At 62.0% G+C, this 18,562-nt stretch carries 15 protein-coding genes, 1 pseudogene and 1 riboswitch; of the genes and pseudogenes, 4 read left to right on the forward strand and 12 right to left on the reverse strand.

Going from position 1 to position 18,562, the window contains the following annotated elements:
- Window positions 1–307: 307 nt before the first annotated feature.
- From ACVW1C_RS16315 to ACVW1C_RS16340, 6 genes are all read right to left on the reverse strand, one after another.
- On the reverse strand, window positions 308–469 hold the full coding sequence (locus ACVW1C_RS16315; RefSeq protein WP_456759297.1) for a hypothetical protein: 162 nt from the start codon (window positions 467–469) through the stop codon (window positions 308–310).
- Window positions 470–1,396: a hypothetical protein gene (locus ACVW1C_RS16320; RefSeq protein ID WP_456759298.1), complete on the reverse strand. Its 927-nt coding sequence runs from the start codon at window positions 1,394–1,396 to the stop codon at window positions 470–472.
- Between the two features lie 120 nt (window positions 1,397–1,516).
- Window positions 1,517–3,517, reverse strand: a complete 2,001-nt coding sequence (locus tag ACVW1C_RS16325) for a hypothetical protein (protein WP_456759299.1) — start codon at window positions 3,515–3,517, stop codon at window positions 1,517–1,519.
- Window positions 3,517–3,744, reverse strand: a complete 228-nt coding sequence (locus tag ACVW1C_RS16330; protein WP_456759300.1) for a hypothetical protein — start codon at window positions 3,742–3,744, stop codon at window positions 3,517–3,519. The genes ACVW1C_RS16325 and ACVW1C_RS16330 overlap by 1 nt, the downstream gene beginning before the upstream one ends.
- A 341-nt stretch (window positions 3,745–4,085) precedes the next feature.
- The gene (locus ACVW1C_RS16335) at window positions 4,086–5,201 is read right to left on the reverse strand and encodes a site-specific integrase (protein ID WP_456759301.1); all 1,116 of its coding nucleotides are present in this window, start codon (window positions 5,199–5,201) and stop codon (window positions 4,086–4,088) included.
- Window positions 5,202–5,477: 276 nt separating this feature from the next.
- The gene (locus tag ACVW1C_RS16340) at window positions 5,478–6,998 is read right to left on the reverse strand and encodes a 4-amino-4-deoxy-L-arabinose transferase (protein WP_456759302.1); all 1,521 of its coding nucleotides are present in this window, start codon (window positions 6,996–6,998) and stop codon (window positions 5,478–5,480) included.
- A 261-nt stretch (window positions 6,999–7,259) separates the two neighbouring features.
- Between ACVW1C_RS16340 and ACVW1C_RS16345 the strand changes: the two genes are divergently transcribed.
- The 3 genes from ACVW1C_RS16345 (at window position 7,260) to ACVW1C_RS16355 (ending at window position 9,060) form a co-directional block, all read left to right on the forward strand.
- Window positions 7,260–8,099, forward strand: a complete 840-nt coding sequence (locus tag ACVW1C_RS16345) for a helix-turn-helix domain-containing protein (RefSeq protein ID WP_456759303.1) — start codon at window positions 7,260–7,262, stop codon at window positions 8,097–8,099.
- 56 nt (window positions 8,100–8,155) lie between these two features.
- Window positions 8,156–8,515 carry a VOC family protein gene (locus ACVW1C_RS16350; RefSeq protein WP_456759304.1) on the forward strand — a complete coding sequence of 120 codons (360 nt, stop codon included), beginning with the start codon at window positions 8,156–8,158 and terminating at the stop codon, window positions 8,513–8,515.
- 128 nt (window positions 8,516–8,643) lie between these two features.
- Window positions 8,644–9,060 carry an SRPBCC family protein gene (locus ACVW1C_RS16355; protein WP_456759305.1) on the forward strand — a complete coding sequence of 139 codons (417 nt, stop codon included), beginning with the start codon at window positions 8,644–8,646 and terminating at the stop codon, window positions 9,058–9,060.
- 183 nt (window positions 9,061–9,243) lie between these two features.
- Here the strand turns inward: ACVW1C_RS16355 and ACVW1C_RS16360 are convergent, their stop codons facing one another.
- The 3 genes from ACVW1C_RS16360 to ACVW1C_RS16370 form a co-directional block, all read right to left on the reverse strand.
- Window positions 9,244–10,686, reverse strand: a complete 1,443-nt coding sequence (locus ACVW1C_RS16360) for an MATE family efflux transporter (RefSeq protein ID WP_456759306.1) — start codon at window positions 10,684–10,686, stop codon at window positions 9,244–9,246.
- 120 nt (window positions 10,687–10,806) lie between these two features.
- Window positions 10,807–11,862 (reverse strand): hypothetical protein, encoded by a 1,056-nt coding sequence (locus ACVW1C_RS16365; protein WP_456759307.1) that lies wholly within the window; start codon window positions 11,860–11,862, stop codon window positions 10,807–10,809.
- A gap of 294 nt (window positions 11,863–12,156) precedes the next feature.
- On the reverse strand, window positions 12,157–13,263 hold the full coding sequence (locus tag ACVW1C_RS16370; protein WP_456759308.1) for a 2'-deoxycytidine 5'-triphosphate deaminase: 1,107 nt from the start codon (window positions 13,261–13,263) through the stop codon (window positions 12,157–12,159).
- Between the two features lie 133 nt (window positions 13,264–13,396).
- Window positions 13,397–13,476: riboswitch (SAM riboswitch) on the forward strand.
- 76 nt (window positions 13,477–13,552) lie between these two features.
- Here ACVW1C_RS16370 and ACVW1C_RS16375 point away from each other — a divergent pair.
- The gene (locus ACVW1C_RS16375) at window positions 13,553–14,761 is read left to right on the forward strand and encodes an O-succinylhomoserine sulfhydrylase (RefSeq protein ID WP_456759309.1); all 1,209 of its coding nucleotides are present in this window, start codon (window positions 13,553–13,555) and stop codon (window positions 14,759–14,761) included.
- A 189-nt stretch (window positions 14,762–14,950) separates the two neighbouring features.
- On the opposite strand, the pseudogene ACVW1C_RS16380 reads toward ACVW1C_RS16375, so the two are convergent.
- From ACVW1C_RS16380 to pimC, 3 genes and pseudogenes are all read right to left on the reverse strand, one after another.
- Window positions 14,951–15,725, reverse strand: a pseudogene (locus tag ACVW1C_RS16380) (SDR family NAD(P)-dependent oxidoreductase).
- A 138-nt stretch (window positions 15,726–15,863) separates the two neighbouring features.
- Window positions 15,864–17,009: a pimeloyl-CoA dehydrogenase small subunit gene (pimD, locus tag ACVW1C_RS16385; RefSeq protein ID WP_456759310.1), complete on the reverse strand. Its 1,146-nt coding sequence runs from the start codon at window positions 17,007–17,009 to the stop codon at window positions 15,864–15,866.
- A 195-nt stretch (window positions 17,010–17,204) separates the two neighbouring features.
- Window positions 17,205–18,395 (reverse strand): pimeloyl-CoA dehydrogenase large subunit, encoded by a 1,191-nt coding sequence (pimC, locus tag ACVW1C_RS16390; protein ID WP_456759311.1) that lies wholly within the window; start codon window positions 18,393–18,395, stop codon window positions 17,205–17,207.
- Window positions 18,396–18,562: the final 167 nt, after the last annotated feature.

Below are 18,562 nucleotides of genomic sequence, written 5' to 3' on the forward strand. Positions count from 1 at the left end.
TTCGCCACTGCTGATGTGATTACCGGTCCTACGTACCATACCGCGGAACGAGCAGTCGACGCTGGAGTCGCGCACGTCACGCGTCATGAACCGGCTTGATCGACATCGGTTCCTGCGGGGAGACTACTTCCCGATCGCGCACCCCTCCTAACCCTACCGCCGGCGATCGGGAATGGTTTCGGGCGCCTCCGAAGCCTCCACCGTATCGGCTTGGGATGTCCGTGAGCGGGCGGCGCATCGGACTAAGCAAAAGAAAATTGAGGCCCGCATTTCCGCGGGCCCTTGTCACATTGCTTCTCCGTCAGATCTACTTTTCTTCGGCGGCGATTTCAGCCTTCGTACGACGCTTTCGCTTCGGGGTAGAGAACGCTTCCAACTCTTGGGTGGCTTGTTCTCGAAGGGCTGTCAGTTCGAGTCCGATCTTTTCTTGTTGGTCGAGCAATTCCTTGATGCGCTGAAGTCTCTCCATTCACGGCTCTCCTAGGTTGAGATGACCGTGCACTTGTGTCCACGGCCTTTTCACCGCCCACCCAGGCTCCGGCTGCTTGGAGTCACTGATGATGGTCGGGAAAACTTGGAAACCAAAGCAATTCAGATATTTGGCGTTCATCGAGGCCAAGAGCGCGATCATGTTTTCGACGCGCGTCTTGGTCGTCGAGGTAAAGAGAACGGTCAGATTTGGCAGACCGAAGTGTGTCTGATAGAGCCCGCGTTCCAGCACCGTCAGATAGGCCGCGAGCTTCGTTTCGATGGCCTGCCGATCCCGATTGCTCGACACCAATGGCTCAGAAGCGCAGTCGGTTTCAAAGACACAGAAGCGGTACGTATCGTCCGAATAGGCGATGCCGAATGGGCGCCCGTCAGGCGTGAGCCTGTAGTTGTAGTCCTTGCCCTTGTATAAAAACGCGACCGGGATTGAGTGATCGCCGCTCTCCGCAAGCATCTTGGGCGTGCTTGGGCTATTCAAGATTTCATTGAAGGGGATCAGCCGCTCACGCGCGCCGATTTCAAACGAAGCCGCAGTCTGACTTTCGGTGAGCTGGTGAATGAAGTGGATCGAAGATTCGCGATCCGCGACCTCGAAGCCGATCTCTTGGAGCCTGGCGATGCCCTTATTAGTGAGATGCAGGGCTTGCGCGGCCCATTGATACATCCGCGGATGCTCTAGCTGCGTGCGGTGAACCTGGATCAGCTCGTTCGGCTTGCGCTTCAGGAGATTGAGGCGCGCTATTACCGCGCCGTACGAGCGTCTCGTGAGCGCTGCGATATCATCCGCCGTCAGAATTTTGTAGCGCCCGAGGCACTTGAGGATTTCAATATCGCCAGCGACGTTCGGTCGAATGGATACGACTTGACCGCATCGCTTAGTGGGAGTCGTTGACCAACGGGAATTCATGAAGCATAGCTAGAACGCCCAAGTAGGAAAAAATAGACGGCAGCTATGTAGGACCTCGCTCGCCCGTGACGCGCTATGTGGCACATCGTACAGACGAAGCTGAGGACAAATATTTGTGAGCTATTTGTAGTGGTCAGCGCCGCGCTTCCACTTAGTGGGTTTGCTAGGATCACTGCCGCTCTGTCGTGGAACTGAAGTGTCAGGTTGCGGAGAACTGTCCTCGGTCGATCGCGTTTCTACTGCTGCGGTCGCAGAAGGGGACGCGGGCTCCGGAAGCGGCATCTGCTCTTGCTTTTCGATCGTCTCGTCCACGCCGAGAAACCCGGAGAGCTTCTCAACGAGAGAATCGAACTCCGATACTTCCATTTTCTGATAGGTCTGGATCTCCCCCAGCTCTAATGAAACAGTAAAGGGGTGCTCGGTCATCCCTCCCACAAAACACGCAAAGCTGCCGATAGGCTGCTTCATAATGAACTCGGCGTCACAGTGCATATCGCGGGCCATCACCGTGGCATCTTGCGACGAACGGGTGCCTGCGTACTTGATCCGCGTATTTGCGGAGATTGACGAAAAAAGTGCGTCAGTCAATTGGCCCTTAATATTCTGATGGGCGACGGTGACGCCAAGCTTGAACTCTCTGGCTTGCTCCAAAAGTTCGGGGGTTTTCACTTCATCGATTACATCCTGTGCCTCGTCGATGATGAGAAAGGCGGGATGCCATTTGTCTCGACTGATCGCAATGCGCTCGAAAGCCGCTTGGAGCGTAAGCGCGACCATATATCTGGAAAAGAGTTGTGATCCCTCCGTACCGAGAATGGATTTTGGGCTTGAGATGAGAACGATGCGCCCTTTTTGCAGATGATCGAACATGTCCACGTTGTTTTGGGTCGCGGAGAACATTGCGTCGAACGTGGGATACCGAAGCATCCCGTATATGCGGCTAGAGATCTGGTCTTTGGTGGCACCGTATTCCGTTGGATTATAAAACGAGTCATAGAAGAACCGTTTGGACGTTGCTCCGAGTTTGTCGATGTACGGCTTAAACGGACTGGTCGGCGGTATGCCTCCCGCTTTCGGCACAGGATCGTTCATGAGATCGAGGAGAGTGTGTATCGTGGCATTCGGGATTGTGAACATGAGCCCGACGGCGAACGAGAAGCATGTCATCTGTTTGTCAGTGAGCGCCGAGCCTTTAGCACTGAAGACATACTGAAGCAGCGAAATGGTGTTGTTCGAGAGCTGCTCGTTGACTCGCGCAGAATATGTGCGTTTTGGCGGCGCGAATAGATTTAGCGCCGGCGGGAAAAGCGTGGGATCAATTACGATCAGGTGCGGAAACGTCCAGTGTCCTGCACTGTACAGTTCGCTGGTAGGTGAGAACGACTCAATCATTCGAAGGTCGTTGACCATCGTGCCTTTGGGATCAATGACAACGAGTGCAGGTCTCTCCGGTGAGAGAAGGTGGTCAAGGATCTGTTTGATGATCAGAGTCGACTTACCCTGGCCGGAACTTCCAATAATATGCGTGTGATGAAATCCGTATTCCAAGGGAATGGGCTTGGGCTCGAGCATTTCCTCGTAGGCATCTTGTAGCGCCTGCCGTTCATTCTCCTCTTCCGTAAGTTTTCTCATTTCCTGATGCCGCTTCGCCTCTTCCTTGTCTCTCGTATCTATTTCCTCTCCCAACGCGTGCATCCATTCAGCAAAGAGGCGATTGTGCAGTTCTATCTCGGCTCCTGTGATTTCACCAACCCGCTTTGTTTCAAAAGCGTCGATCGCCGCGTCCTTTTCAGGGCGAATGTAGTCAGCGGGTTTTTTCCAGGCAACGGGACTAAGCAGGGTCTGCAAAAGGGTACCGCCTGCTTTCACGTGATAATCAACGAGTGCTTCCCTTATTCGTTCGGCACATTCCTCGTCATCTTCGGCCCGTTTATCAAAGTCATAGCGAGGGTCGAGATATTTACGGACTGCCTTTTTGTAGCAGTCTTCGCAGCAGAACCAATACGGCAAACCCATGAATGTGCCGTCAGCATCCAGCGCATCGGAAGGTGATATTAGTTCAATGTCTCTGCGCCGAGCCCGATTCCCGCATTGGATACATTTGTCTTGAGAGACGGCCATCAATCCTTCTCCCCTTTGAGGAGCTTGCGATAGAACTTTCTCCTTTCCTCTTGCTCACTGGCCCAGATGACGGGGAGGCCTTGCAGCCACATGACCGCTCCGACTATTGACAGTACCCAAGGGCCAGTAGTGCTTTCATTGCCCACCCATGTTCCCCAAACGGAAACGAGACCGATAAAACAAAGGATCGCACCCACCATTCCTATAAACATGCGAAGAATGTTCATGACACCCTCCCGAGAGGAGGACGGCGTTTTGGAAGCGCCGTCCCGCTCCTCATTTCGGAGCGTCGGACCTGGCCTTCGCGCATCTCTCCAAATATTCGATGACCTCAATCACCCACCACACCCGTGGGGAACCGCGATAGGGCGAGAGCTTAAAACTCTGCGGAAACCTTTTCGCCTTTTCCAAACGGTCAAGGTGAGTACGACTGTAAGGTATTCCGAAATCTGAACGGAGACGCTTGAATGTGACCACTGATTTACCAGACATCGCTAGACTCCTTTGGTTGGAGCCGTCGCGACGGCTGTTAGTCAGCCGACGAGGCGAGCTTATCCGAAGTTGCTCGTTAACCGAGCAGTTTTTTCAAATGAGCTTCGAGCTTTTGCAGCGCAGCGCGTTTCTCGGGTAGGTAATCGTACCTGTCGTAAATCTCGTCGAGGTCGGTTTTGCCCCCACCGGTCACGTGGTTGAGCATGATCTCTGCGATCTCGCGCGATATTCGGAGGCGCGCGAGCATGGTTCGGAAGGTTCGCCGAAGATCGCGCACTTGCCATCCAGTCACATCTGATCGCTTGTCGATCTCTTTTTTTAATTTTCCCCACGAGCCATCGTTGAAGTGTGTATTCTTGATGTGACCGGGGAAGTAGTAGTCGGTATTCTTGTCTCTCCAATTGTCGCCTATCTTTTCTTGTCGATCGAGGATCGCACGCGCCATCGGCAGGATCGGGATTGCGTGCGCGCGCCCGTTCTTTGTGAATTCTCCGGGGATGGTGACCACGCGCCCTTCACGCCATGCTCGTTGCAGCCGTCCTATTTCACCGTTTCGACATCCCCACAAAATGATGAGCCGGATCATGTCGCCGAAGAAGCCCTCGCACGCATGCCATACCTTCTTGAGCTCGGCATCGCTCAGGATGCGATTACGTTTCTTATCCTTCCCAGGAGCAGGGTAGCCTTCGAGCGGACTGCGCTTGATGTAGCGGTGCGGAGGTTTCGTGCACCAGCGAAGCATCGTACGGAGTGCGCGGAATGCATGTAGCTGCTCACTGGGCACATCGGCGAGCTTCCCGAGTTCACGCTCAATCGTTGCATCGTCAAGTTCGTCAAGCGTGCATCGAAAATCTAAGCGGTTAAGGAGGCGAAACGTTTCGGACTTGGTGCGCTCGCTTTTACCTTTGTAGTTCTCCTCGACGAAGACGAGCTTAGCTTGGTCGAACTCGATGCTGATTTCCTTCTGCCCGACGGGAGTGCCGAGCGCGACGAACGCGCGGCGGCGCGCTTCCGCGAGCTTGAGATCGGGATAATGACCCAGCCGAATTTTGGTGCGATTTGGCTCCTTTAGGACGATCCAGGTCTTTCGCCGCTTGCCGACGCGCAAGCCAAAAGCCGGCGTCTTCCGGTCCATGTACAGACCGGGCTTCAGTGACTGAACGGAGAGATCTGTGAGTCCAAGAATTGGCACGATTTGGCACGCCTTTCACACGGATTGAGGCGGATAACCATGCCGAACTATACGACGGTCGAGTCGCGTAAACTACTGTAAAACAAGGGGTTTGCGGGCACCATGTGTAACGGTGGAGAGACTTCACAAAAGATTGGGAAGCTGCCGTTCTACCATTGAACTACGCCCGCGATCTCAATTGCTTGAGTCGCCCCGACGGTGCGACCGCCGGACCATAGCCCGGGCCGAGGCAGCGGATCAAGCGTGCATTGACACCGATCGCCGCGCCGCCGCCCGCTACCAGCCCATCCTCACAAGCACGTCATTGATCATAAAGGGCGCAGCGGCGGATGCGTCGCAGCTTCCGCCGCGTGCATAGATGCAGGCATCGCTGAAGCCGACGCGGGCGCAGCTTTGCCGTGAAAAATCCGCCGGCAGATCGCCTGCGGCCTCGGGCCGCGCAAGGATGCGGTTGAAGGCCGGCTGGGTCGCCCGCAGCAGCAACGGCGGCAGGATCAGCTCGGCGAGCGGATCGGCGGGCTGCAGCGCATAGAGCGGCACCGGGCCGACCAATCGTTCGCGCCCCGGCAACTGCTGGAAGCGAACGTCGTAAAGCGCAAGGCCGCACATCTGCGGATCGCTGCGCAGCTCAACCGCGAGCCGCGCAGCACCGACGCCGCGCGTCCAGTACTCGCGCATCTCTTCGCTGGTGCCGGCCAGCGCCACTGACAGCAGCGCCCAGCCACCGAGGACGATCGGCAATGCGCAGCGGCGCCACGTGTCTTTCGTACGCAGCCACTGTACCCAATCGGCCGATCCCAGCGCCGCGACGATGGTGAACAGCACCACCGACAGGAAGATGAAGCGGTATTCCTTGTGCGCGATCAGGCTGTGGAAGACGAGGTTGACCAGCGCCACGGCCAGCAGCAGCGGTGCGTGCCGCCAGCCGCGCCAGATCGCAGCGAGCGGGATCAGGATCGCCACCGACCACACGGTCAGGAAGTCGATGAGATAGGCCGACGGCGGCGACACGCCGAATTCGATGGCGCGATCGTGGACAAGGTTTTCCCGGATATTGGCGATCAGCCAGGCGAACGGCACGCTGCCATGCGCCAGGTCGATCGCGGCGGCGAGCAGCAGCGCAACGAGCCCGCCGGCGACCAGCGAAACCAGGTTTCGCCAGCGCATCCAGCACGCCCCGAGGGCCAGCACGGCGATGGCCGGCGCAAACTGGAAGCGGCAGACAAAGGCGAAGGCGAGCAAGGCACCGCCAATCGCGAGACGTCGCTGTGACGGATGATCGGTGACCAGCAGCGCCGCCGGAACGATGAGCGCTGTCGCCAGCGGCTCGCCCAATGTGTGTGGCGCGAGCATGATCAATTCGAACCAGGCCGCGGCCGCGAAGGCCGTGACGAAGGCATGGGTGCGCGAGACCCGCGCGCCAAGCAACCAGGCGCTGACGACGATCGACAGCGACGCGCATGCGGCGATCAGACGCGGCACCAGGAACGCACCCGCGCCACCAGGCACAATCGCATCGCCGAGGGCAACTGGCCCGGCCATCAATGTCGGCAGGAACCAGCCGCGAATGCCGTCGCGCCATTCCCATGTCAAGATGCCGTCATGGCCGAGCATCCGCCACGCCGGCTCGAGATACTGAAAGGTCTCGTCGGGATAGATCACGTTGGGCCAGACCGCGGCCGCAAGGCGCAACACCAACGCCAGTAGCAACAACGCGAAGAGCGGGTGAACACGCCCGCTCGCGCGCCCGACCATGCCTGCGCTGCCGGGCGCGGCTTCGGCGCTCGTGCTCGTCATCGTTCCGCCGATCGTTCTTTCGAGCAGCATGCCGGCGACCAGATAGCGGGCAAAGCCTTTAAGATGCGTGACCGGAGGCTCGTCGGGCCCCACATTCCAGCCGTGACATGCTTAACCGAACGTCAAGATTCCAGATGCGGGCGAGATGCGCCTCCCCGGGGAGATCGAGGCGATCGTGGGGTACCGCCGCGACCATGCGTGGCGGCAATGGTGATCTTGCCGGCGTTGCGCCGCCACGGCCGCAGCCCTAAATTTGGGGGTATGAGCCGGACCACACTGCTGCAGCGCGATCGCATCACGGTGAACGAGTTTCGCTGCACGGCGGAGCCCGGCGACAAGCCGTTCGTCGAGCAGTTCGCCTGCCACTCGGTGTCCTATGTGCGCAGCGGCAGCTTCGGCTGCCATTGTCGCGGCCGCTTCCATGAGCTGGTGGCAGGCTCGATCCTGGTCGGCCATCCCGGCGATGAATACACCTGCACGCACGACCATGTGGTCGGCGACGAATGCCTGTCGTTCTTCCTGGACCCGGAGCTGGTCGAGACGATCGGCGACCGCACCTCGGTCTGGCAGGTCGGCTCGGTGCCGCCGCTACCCGAATTGATGGTGATCGGAGAGCTCGCCCAAACGGCGGCAGCTGGCAACAGCGACGTCGGGCTCGACGAGATCGGTCACCTCCTCGCCAGCCGTCTTGTCGAGCTGGTGTCGGACCGCAAGGCAAAGCCCCTCACCGCCGGCCTGCGCGACCGCCGCCGCGCCGTTGAAGCGGCGCTGTGGATCGACGCCAATTCACACCATCAGATCGATCTCGACGATGCCGCGAAGCAGGCCGGCCTGAGCACCTTCCATTTCCTGCGGCTGTTTTCCGCGGTGGTCGGCGTGACCCCGCATCAATATCTCGTGCGCTCGCGGCTGCGCCATGCGGCGCGACGGCTGGTGGATGACGACAGCCCGGTTACCGACATCGCCTATGATGTCGGCTTCGGCGACCTCTCCAATTTCGTGCGCAGCTTCCACCGCGCCGCCGGTGCCTCGCCGCTGAAGTTCCGCCAAGCCTCCCGCGGCGACCGCAAGATTCTCCAAGAACGCCTTGCGCTGCAATAGCAGGATTGCTCCGGTCCGCGCGTCCATCGACGCGCCCAGCGACTGGAGACCCCATCATGTACGACCACATCGGATTGCGCGTCGCCGACCTCGACGCCAGCGTGCGCTTCTACACCGCGGTGCTGGCGCCGCTCGGCTTCGTGCTCTGCTCACGCGACGACAGCGGCGCGGGCTTCGGCCCCAAGGGCGAGCCGGCGCTCTGGCTGCATCTGCACAAGGGCAAGACCCAAGGCGGCGCGCACGTCGCGTTCCGCGCCCCGAGCCATGACGCGATCAAGAAATTCCACACCGAGGGCCTGAAGGCCGGCGGCAAGGACAACGGCGCGGCGGGCCATCGCAAGGACTACAGCCCGACCTACTACGCGGCGTTCCTGCTCGACCCCGACGGCAACAATGTCGAAGCGGTGTCGACCTAGACGCATTCCCCGCATTCCGCCGTCATTGCGAGCGGAGCGAAGCAATCCATGTTTCCGTCTGCTGCGATATGGATTGCTTCGTCGCTTCGCTCCTCGCAATGACGCCCTCTCTCGAAAGGATCAAAACCATGGCTTCAATTCACAAGGACATTCCGATCGACGCGCCGGCCGATCATGTATGGAACGCACTGCGCGATTTCGGCGCGCTGCATACGCGGCTGGTGCCGGGCTTCGTGACCGATACGCAACTCGTCGGCGACGTCCGCACCGTCACCTTCGCCAACGGCACCGTGGCGCGCGAGACGCTGGTCGATTGCGACGACAAGCGACGACGGCTGGTCTATGCGATCACCAGCGAACGGCTGAAGCAGCATTCCGCCTCGGTGCAGGTGTTTGCCGAAGGCGATGCGCGCTGCCGGGTGGTGTGGATCGCCGATGTGCTGCCGCACGAGATTGCGTCCTACATGGACGCGCAGATGGACCTCGGCGCGGCCGCGATGCAGGCGGCGCTTGCCAAATCGGCGCGGGAGAAGCCCGCGGCGTGACCTTGCAGGTCACGCGACCGTCCGCGCATTCAACATGCGACCGTCACCCTGAGGAGGCCGCGCAGCGGCCGTCTCGAAGGGCGACAGCCCCGCTGTGTCCGCGAGCGGACGCCGAAGCATCCGGGCCGTCGATCCTTCGAGACGGCCGCTGCGCGGCCTCCTCAGGATGACGGGTCCAATAGCTCAAGACAGCGCCGGCTGCGCCTGGGTGACCGGTGAGGACTTGCCCCAGCGCGTCAGGATCACGCTGAGGCAGGAGAGCACGCCGAGCACGCCCATCGAAGCGGCGGCGAGTGCGAAGAAATCTTGCGCACTCGCCTCATGGGTCGACAGCCACCAGCCGCCGGTGCCGATGAAGATCAGCCGCGCGGTCTGCGCCAGCACCGGCCCCAGCACCTTCGCCGCACCTTGCGAGGAGAAATACATCGACATCGCAAGCCCAATGAAGGCGTACATCGGCGCGGCGGTCGACAGATACTGATGGCTGGTCGCCCGGACATGCGGATCGTTGGTGAACAGGTTGACCCAGAGGTCGGGGAAGACGGCGATGAAGCTGCCGACCACGCCGACCGCGAGGAACGACAGCGTGCCCGCGGTCCAGGCGATGCGCCGCGCCCGAGCGACGCGTTCGGCGCCGACGGCCATGCCGATCATCGGCACCGAGGCGATACCGACCGCGAACGCCACCGAGGTCAGCATGAATTCGAGCCGGGCGCCGATGCCGTAGCCGGCAAGCACCGCGGTGCCGAACTGCGCCAGCATGTGGGTGAAGATCGAGATCGTCAAAACCGATTGCAGCGGCGAGAAGCAGGAGACCGCGCCGACCCTGAGGATGTCGATGAACATCGCCCATTGCACGCGCAGCCCCTTGAGCTTCGGCTTCACGCGGGCGCGGCCCGAGAACAGATACCAGCCCATCACGCTGATGCTGATCGAATAGGCGATCAGCGAACCCGCCGCGACGCCGCGCATGCCGAATTGCGGCACCGGCCCGAGGCCGAGCCCGAGCGTGCCGCCGAGAATGATCTGCCACACCGCCGAGGACAGGATCATGGTCGACGGCAGCTTCATGTTGCCGGTGCCGCGCAGGATGCCGGCCATCGTGTTCATCAGCCAGGGCAGGATCGCGCCGCCGAAGAAGATCTGCGAATAGGCGATCGCCTGCGCCAGCACATTGCCGCGGCCACCAAGCAATTCGAGCAGGCGCGGACCGAAGGTCAGCATGCCCAGCATGAAAGTCAGACCGAACGTCAATCCGATCAGCAGCGCATGCATTGCAAGCGTCGAAGCGCGCTCGATCTCTCCGGCGCCGAGCGCGCGCGCGATCGCGGATGCGACGCCGCCGCCCATCGCACCACCGGACATCGTCATGGTCAGGATCACGCAGGGAAACACCAGCGCCATCGCCGCGAGCGATTCGACGCCGAGCCGGCCGATATAGGAGGTCTCCGCGATCACCACGCAGGTGCCGGCGGAGAGCGCGATCACGTTCGGCCACGCCAGCCACAACAGCGTGCGCAAAATCGGCCCGTCGAGCAGCGCGTTGCGCGCCGGCCTGGTCACCGGCGGCGGCAGCGGCCGTTCTTGTTCGTCGACGGGTATTTCGGCGAGGCCGAGATCGGACATTTCCACTCCCACGCGCGATCTTCGGGAGCCGCGCCATGGTGTTTCCCTACCATGGCGAACGCGGATTCCACGTGCGCGGGACGCAAGGGGGGCCTGCGTGATTGCAGGTGAACCTCTGACCTAGCCGACCGACCACACGAACGGCGCGTCGGCGGCGCCATTTGGCCTCAGATGCACCGGAATGTGCCGTCCGCAGCCGGCCGCCAGCCCTTCGAACAAGCCTGTCAGAACGCTGGCGCAGGCCGGGTGATAATCGGCCACATCAGCCATCAGCTTCCAGCCCTGCTGGCGGATCTCGAACTGGCCCTCGGACTCGCTGATGTCAGCGACATCATCCTGCGACTCGAAGAGCACGCGCAGGAATGCGGCAAATTCCGCGGCACGGCCACGACGGCCACCGAGCGCCTGCGCGACCTCGTCAAAATACTGCATGCCAATGAGCTTGCCGGTGAGGTGCAGCAGATAGCTCGCATCCTCGGGGCCGAACACCTGCACGATGACGGGCGCGGCCGTCTTCACATATTCCATCGCGTAGTTGCGATAGGCCTTTTCCAGCCGCGGTTTCGGCCAGCTGTCGACCGGCAATGCCGGCGCGGTTCCGGAATCGAACAGCGGCGCCTCGAGATGGCGGGCGAACACCAGGCGCTGGTCGAGCTCGAGCGGATGATCGTACTCGCAGTAATAGCCCTCGAGCCCGTCCTGGCCGTCGACACTCTGCTTGGTGCAGACGAAGCCGAGCCTGAGATCGCCGAGCGCGACACCGTTGTTGGCGTGCCAGCCGCGCAGCATCGCGCGCGAGACCTCGCCGGGCACGCCGCAGATCGCCGTGCCCTTCCAGATCCAGCGCGGCGGCGGATAGCGGATCCAGGCCTTGCGGTCGGTCTCGTACATGTATTCGACATGCACGCCGCCGATCCAGTTGGAGAGATAGTGATATTGCGCGGCCGCGACCGCCGGCGGCAGGCCGTCGAGGCCGAGCTTCTTCAAGCCGGGCAGGAAGCGCTCCTGCTGCTGGCGGCGAAACACGCGGAAGACGAACTCGGCGGCGTCGGCGGTACCGCGGCGCGTGACCACGGTGAGGATCAGCCCGGTGAAGAAGGCGTGATAGAGATCGGCGACGCTGCGCCACTTCCGCCACCGCGCTTCTTGCTGCGCTGAATCTGCTGCGGCGCTCATGTTCACTCCCGGTTTGTTGTTTGCTGGACTGTGTCATCGCCGAAGAGACGACGCAACCAACACACTCGGTGTCATCGCCCGACTTGCCGCCTCCGCTGAAGCTTCGGCGTGCCTGAGACTGTAGGCCTCGTCGAAGCCTTGGCGTAGACGGGATCGGGCGATCCAGTATTCCAGAGACAGTCGTTGTCGATGGAGAGGCCTCGGCGTACTGGATTCCCCGCTTTCGCGGGGAATGACGGCGGAGAATAATGGCGAGACGGTCTTGTCTCGCGACAAGAAATCCAGGTTGCGGAATTATACGCGAAAATGCTTGGAGAGCTTCAGTCCCTGCGCCTGGTAGTTCGAGCCGATGCGCTGGCCGTAGAGCGCGTCGGGGCGTTCGAGCATGCGTTCATAGACGAGGCGGCCGACGATCTGGCCATGCTCGAGAATGAACGGCACCTCGCGCGAGCGCACTTCGAGCACGGCGCGCGCACCCTTGCCGCCGGCGCCGGCATAGCCGAAGCCGGGATCGAAGAAGCCGGCATAGTGGACGCGGAATTCACCGACCAGCGGATCGAACGGCACCATCTCCGCGGCGTAATCCGGCGGCACCTGCACCGCCTCTTTCGACGCCAGGATGTAGAACTCGCCGGGATCGAGGATCAGGCTGCCGTCGGGCCGCGCCTTGATCGGCTCCCAAAACTCGTCGACCGAATAGCCGCCGCGGCGATCGACATCGACCACGCCAGTGTGGCGCTTGGCGCGATAGCCGACGAAGCCGCCCGAGTTTTCGCCGGAGAGATCGACCGACAGCGCGACGCCGTGAGTGAGATCGGCATCGTCGGCATCGACCAGCCGCTCGGCGGCATGCAGGGCGTCGAGCTCGTCGGCGGTCAATGTCGCCTCGCCGATCCGGAAACGGACCTGGCTGAGCCGAGAGCCCTCGCGCAGCAGCACGGGAAACGTCTTCGGGCTGATCTCGGCGTAGAGCGGGCCGTGATAGCCGGCGCCGATCATGTCGAAGCGGCGGGTGCCGTCGGCGATCACGCGGGTGAAGACGTCGAGCCGTCCGGTCGAGCTCTTCGGGTTGGCCACGGCCACGATCTCCGGCGGCAGCGCCAGGCTTTCCAGCAGCGGGACGATGTAGACGCAGTTGGTCTCCAGCACCGCGCCGTCGGAGAGATCGATCTCGTGCAGCTTCAGCTGGTCGATCCGCTCGGCGACGGTGGCATCGGGACCGGGCAGGAAGCTGGCGCGGACGCGGTAGGCGATGTCGCCGAGGCGAAGATCGAGGCTTGCCGGCTGGATCTGGCTCTCGACAAAGTCATAGGCGGGCAGAATGAGGCCGGCCTCCGCCATCTCCGCGATCATGCGGTCGGGCAGAATTCCGTTGGATTCGTCTTCCAGCGTGAACGACACGATGCGGTCCCTTGGCGATCCCTCGAGATGGCCCAAAATCATACTCTGAGCGGCCATCAAGCCCCAAATTATGGGCTTTTACGGGTTATCCGATGACCGTCTTGACGGAAAGGGCGCGAGGGAATATCAGCTCCACTTATCCCGTGGTGATTTGAGCCGGCCGGCTTGCAGCCACGTTAAATAAGTCGCTAAACAGGCCGGGGACAGTGTGATCCCGGCTTGTGGAGGTTGCTCCAGGCCGGTTTTTTTGTGGCCATTTTCGCCAGGAAATGGCCACTTCGGAGGTCACATGTCTGAATCCAAGTCTTCTGAAGCCAAGTCTACTGCCCACCTTCGTCCCGAAACCCGCCTCGTCCATGGCGGCACGCTCCGCTCGCAATTCGGGGAGACGTCGGAAGGGCTGTTTCTCACCCAGGGCTACGTCTACGACACCGCCGAGCAATGCGAGGCGCGCTTCAAGGGCCAGGATCCCGGCTTCATCTATTCGCGCTATTCCAATCCGACCATTGCGATGTTCGAGCGCCGCATGATCGAGCTCGAGGGCGCCGAAGCCGCGCGCTCGACCGCGACCGGCATGGCCGCGGTGACCACCGCGATCCTCGCGCCGCTGAAGGCCGGCGACCACGTGGTGGCATCGAAGGCGCTGTTCGGCTCCTGCCTCTACGTCGTGCAGGACCTGCTGCCGCGCTACGGAATCGAGACGACGCTGGTCGACGGCCTCGATCTCGACCAGTGGCAACGCGCATTGCGGCCCAACACCAAGACCTTCTTCCTGGAGAGCCCGACCAATCCGACGCTCGACGTGCTCGACATCGGCGCGATCGCGGAGATCGCGCATAGCGGCGGCGCCCGGCTGATCGTCGACAATGTGTTCGCGACGCCGATCTGGCAGAGCCCGCTGTCGCTCGGCGCCGACGTCGTGGTCTATTCCGCGACCAAGCATATCGACGGCCAGGGCCGCTGCCTCGGCGGCGTCATCCTGTCGTCGGAAGCCTTCATCGCCGAGCACATCCATAATTTCATGCGCCAGACCGGTCCGTCGCTGTCGCCGTTCAACGCCTGGGTGCTGTTGAAGGGTCTGGAGACGCTCGGCATCCGCGTGCGCGCGCAGACCGAAAACGCGGCGAAGATCGCCGAGGCGCTGGCGAAGCATCCGAAGATCACGCGGCTGGTTTATCCCGGTCGCCCCGATCATCCGCAGGCCGAAACGGTGAAGAAGCAGATGGGCGCCGGCTCGACGCTGGTCGGCTTCGAGGTGAAGGACGGCAAGGCCGGCGCCTTCCGCTGCCTCAATGCGCTGAAGATCTCGCGCATCTCCAACAATCTCGGCGATGCCAAGAGCCTGGTCACGCATCCCGCGACCACGACGCATCAGCGCCTCGCGCCGGAGGCTCGCGCCGAGCTCGGCATCAGCGAAGGCTTCATCCGCTTCTCGGCCGGGCTCGAGCACCCCGACGATTTGATCGAGGATTTCCAGCGCGCGCTGGAGCAGGTCTAAGCCTGGATCGGCAGCGGAGGTTCACCTCTCCCTTGGGAGAGGTCGGCGCGTAGCGCCGGGTGAGGGGTTACGGTCTCTCGTCAGAGCTGCGGCCCCTCACCCGATTTGCTTCGCAAATCGACCTCTCCCCAACGGGGAGAGGTGAAGCGAGTGCGCGGCCAAAGCGATTCAATCAAAGTTCATTGTGCCTTACGTCGCAGCCGTCGTGACGCCGCCGTCGACCACGATGGTCTGGCCGGTCATGAAGGTCGAGGCATCGGAGGCGAGATAGGCTACCGCGCCCGCGATCTCGTCGGGCTCGCCGATGCGGCGGAGCGGCGTCGACGCGGTGCGGCGCTTCAGATTGTCCGGATCCTCCCACAGCGCGCGGGCGAAATCGGTCTTCACCAGGCCCGGCGCCACGCAATTGACGCGCACGCCCTTCGGGCCCCATTCGCCGGCGAGGCTGCGGCACAGCGCAAAGTCCGCCGCCTTGGAGATGCCGTAGGCGCCGATCACGGTCGAGCCGCGCAGGCCACCGATCGAGGAGATGATGACGACCGAGCCCTTGCCGCGTTCGGCCATCTGCGGGATCGCCAGCGCGGAAAGCCAGATGTTGCTCTTGACGTTGGAGCCCATGATCTTGTCGAAGGCCTCGTCCGTGATGTCGAGCAGCGGGCCGTAGTAGGGATTGACCGCGGCGTTGCAGACCAGGATGTCGATCTTGCCGTAGTGCTTGATCGTGCCCGAGATCAGTCCCTCGACTTCCGCCCGGCGCGCGATGTTGCAGGGGATGACGAGCGCGTCACCGCCCGCCTTCTTGATGCCGTCGGCGACTTCCTGGCAGGCATCCGCCTTGCGCGAGGAGATCACGACCTTGGCGCCGAGTTTTTGCCAGCAGTTCCGCCGAGGAGCGGCCGATGCCGCGGCTCGAGCCGGTGACGACCGCAACCTGGCCGGTGAGATCGAACGGGGTGTTCTTCATTGTTGTTGCCTCCCGGATGCGCCGTCATTCCGGGGCGCAACGCAGTCGCGAACCCGGAATCTATTAGGCCACATCATTGGTTGTGAAATGGATTCCGGGTTCGCCGCGCTGCGGCGCCCCGGAATGACATCAGTGTGCTTACGCCAACAGACCGCCGCCCTCGCTGACGCGACGGAGGTGGTAGTCGGTATCGCCGAACGTGTTCTCGATCATGGTCAGCCGCTTGAAGTAGTGGCCGATCTTGGCTTCCATGGTCATGCCGATGCCGCCATGAAGCTGGATCGACTGCTGGCCGACGAACTTCAAGGACTTGCCGACCTGCACCTTGGCGGCCGCGACCGCCGACGAACGCTCCTTGGCATCGCTGAAGTCCGACGCCATGGTCGCGAACATCGACATGCTGCGGGCCTGCTCCAGCGCCACGAACATGTCGGCGGCGCGGTGCTGCAGGCTCTGGAACGAGCCGATCGCAACGCCGAACTGCTTGCGGGTCTTGATGTACTCGACGGTGTCCTTCAGCGATTGGTCCATCGCGCCTACCGCTTCCGCGCACAGCGCAATGCGGGCTTCGTCCGCGACGCGCTCGATCAGGGGCAGGCCATTCTCGGGATCGCCGATCGCGGCATCCGCGCCGACCTCGACATTGGTGAAGGTGATGTCGGCCGCATGCAGGCCGTCCTGGGTGGGATACCCCTTCCTGGTGACGCCCTTCGCGTCCGCCGGAACCAGGAACACGCCGATGCCGGTCTTGTCGCGCTGGCCGCCCTTGGTGCGCGCGGTCACGATCAAGGTGTCGGCGTTCTCGCCGTTGAGCACGACGAACTTCTCGCCGTCGATCACCCAGCCCTCGCCCTTCTTCTTGGCCGTGGTCACGACGTCATGGAGATCGTAGCGCGAGTTCTTCTCGAGCTGCGCGAAGCCGAAGGTCTTGCTGCCGTCGATGATGCCGGGGATGTACTTGGCCTTCTGCTCGGCCGAGCCGCCATGACGCAGGAAGCCGCCGGCGACCACGACGGTGGCCAGATAAGGCTCGACCACCAGCGCCTTGCCGAGCGCTTCCATCACGATCATGGTCTCGACCGCGCCGGCGCCGAAGCCGCCATCGGTCTCCGCGAAGGGCAGGCCGAGCAGGCCCTGCTCGGCGAGCTTGCCCCAGAGCGCTTTGCTCCAGCCGCCCTTCTCCTTCATGTACTTCTTGCGTGCATCGAAGTCGTAGGCATCAGCCAGCAATCCGTCGACGCTTTCCTTGAGAAGCCGCTGCTCCTCGGACAGATCAAAATCCATGTTCGTTCCCCTAACTAACTGATCGTTGTTCAAACCGGGACCTCTTCACCTCGCCCCGCTTGCGGGGAGAGGTCGGAACGCATCGCGAGATGCGTTCCGGGTGAGGGGGTACAGGTCTCTCGGCATTCCCTGCACGGAGAGAGGCCCCTCATCCCAACCCTCTCCCCGCAAGAGCGGGGCCAAGGGAGAAGAGCATCAAAGCCCCAGCACCGCCTTGCTGATGATGTTGCGCTGGATCTCGTTGGAGCCGCCGTAGATCGAAACCTTGCGGTTGTTGAAGTAGCTCGGCGCGATCTGCGCGGTCCAATCCATGCTCTCGTTCGAGCCGGCATCGCCGTGCTCGTCATAGGGCGCGGCGAACGGACCGATGATCTCCATCAGAAGCTCGGTGGTGGTCTGCTGGATTTCCGAGCCCTTGATCTTGAGCACCGAGGAGGCCGGATTGGGCTTGCCCTTGCCGTGCTTGCCTTCGTCGGCGACGACGCGGAGCTGGGTGAGCTCGAGCGCCTTCAGCTCGATCTCGCAGGCCGTGAGCTTTTCGCGGAACGCCGGATCCTCGATGATGGCGCGGCCGCCGGACTCGACCTTGGAGGCCAGCGCGCGGATGCGGCGCAGCCGCTCCTTCGAGACGCCGACCCGGGCGATGCCGGTGCGCTCATTGCCGAGCAGGAATTTTGCGTAGTCCCAGCCCTTGTTCTCCTCGCCGATCAGGTTCTCGTAGGGAACCTCGACGTCGTCGAAGAACACCTCGTTGACCTCGTGGCCGCCGTCGATGGTCTGGATCGGGCGCACGGTGACGCCCTTCGACTTCATGCTGAACACGATGAAGGAGATGCCCATCTGCTTCTTCGCGGCCGGATCGGTGCGGCAGAGGCAGAAGATCATGTCGGCGTGCTGGGCGAGCGTGGTCCAGGTCTTCTGGCCGTTGATGATCCACTTGTCGCCACGGCGCTCGGCCTTGGTCTTCAGCGACGCAAGGTCCGAACCCGAGCCCGGCTCCGAGAAGCCCTGGCACCACCAGTCGTCGACATTGGCGATGCGCGGCAGATATTCCTTCTTCTGCTTCTCATTGCCGAATGTGTAGATGACCGGGCCGACCATGCTGACGCCGAAGGCGAGCGGCTGCGGCGCGGGATAGGACTGCAGCTCTTCGTTGAAGATGTAGTGCTGCACGGTGCTCCAGCCGGTGCCGCCATATTCCTTCGGCCAGTGGGTGACGCCCCAGCCCTTCTTGTTGAGGATGCGCCACCAGGTGACCATCTCGTCCTTCGACAGATGGCGGCCTTCCTGCAGCTTGCGCCGGGTCTCCGGCGGCACGTTGTTCTTGAAGAACTCCCGTACCTCCTCGCGAAACGCTATCTCTTCCTTGGTGAAAGCGAGATCCATCGGATCCTCCTTTTTGAAAGCTAAACTACCCTTCTAACTCTCTCGCTGTCGTCCCTGCGAAAGCAGGGACCCATAACCACCGGCCCATCGCAACTGGCAAAGCTGGCTGCCGCTTGTGCCTCTTCCGAGGGCCGCGGCGTATGGGTCCCGGCTCGCGCTTCGCTTGG

The organism is Bradyrhizobium sp. USDA 4011, assembly GCF_054063415.1.

Excerpts from the sequence above, each read along its gene's own strand:
- ACVW1C_RS16315 (WP_456759297.1), bottom strand. The coding sequence starts at position 469 with ATGGAGAGACTTCAGCGCATCAAGGAATTGCTCGACCAACAAGAAAAG.
- ACVW1C_RS16320 (WP_456759298.1), bottom strand. The coding sequence starts at position 1,396 with ATGAATTCCCGTTGGTCAACGACTCCCACTAAGCGATGCGGTCAAGTC.
- ACVW1C_RS16325 (WP_456759299.1), bottom strand. The coding sequence starts at position 3,517 with ATGGCCGTCTCTCAAGACAAATGTATCCAATGCGGGAATCGGGCTCGG.
- ACVW1C_RS16330 (WP_456759300.1), bottom strand. The coding sequence starts at position 3,744 with ATGAACATTCTTCGCATGTTTATAGGAATGGTGGGTGCGATCCTTTGT.
- ACVW1C_RS16340 (WP_456759302.1), bottom strand. The coding sequence starts at position 6,998 with ATGACGAGCACGAGCGCCGAAGCCGCGCCCGGCAGCGCAGGCATGGTC.
- ACVW1C_RS16345 (WP_456759303.1), top strand. The coding sequence starts at position 7,260 with ATGAGCCGGACCACACTGCTGCAGCGCGATCGCATCACGGTGAACGAG.
- ACVW1C_RS16350 (WP_456759304.1), top strand. The coding sequence starts at position 8,156 with ATGTACGACCACATCGGATTGCGCGTCGCCGACCTCGACGCCAGCGTG.
- ACVW1C_RS16355 (WP_456759305.1), top strand. The coding sequence starts at position 8,644 with ATGGCTTCAATTCACAAGGACATTCCGATCGACGCGCCGGCCGATCAT.
- ACVW1C_RS16360 (WP_456759306.1), bottom strand. The coding sequence starts at position 10,686 with ATGTCCGATCTCGGCCTCGCCGAAATACCCGTCGACGAACAAGAACGG.
- ACVW1C_RS16365 (WP_456759307.1), bottom strand. The coding sequence starts at position 11,862 with ATGAGCGCCGCAGCAGATTCAGCGCAGCAAGAAGCGCGGTGGCGGAAG.
- ACVW1C_RS16375 (WP_456759309.1), top strand. The coding sequence starts at position 13,553 with ATGTCTGAATCCAAGTCTTCTGAAGCCAAGTCTACTGCCCACCTTCGT.
- pimD (WP_456759310.1), bottom strand. The coding sequence starts at position 17,009 with ATGGATTTTGATCTGTCCGAGGAGCAGCGGCTTCTCAAGGAAAGCGTC.
- pimC (WP_456759311.1), bottom strand. The coding sequence starts at position 18,395 with ATGGATCTCGCTTTCACCAAGGAAGAGATAGCGTTTCGCGAGGAGGTA.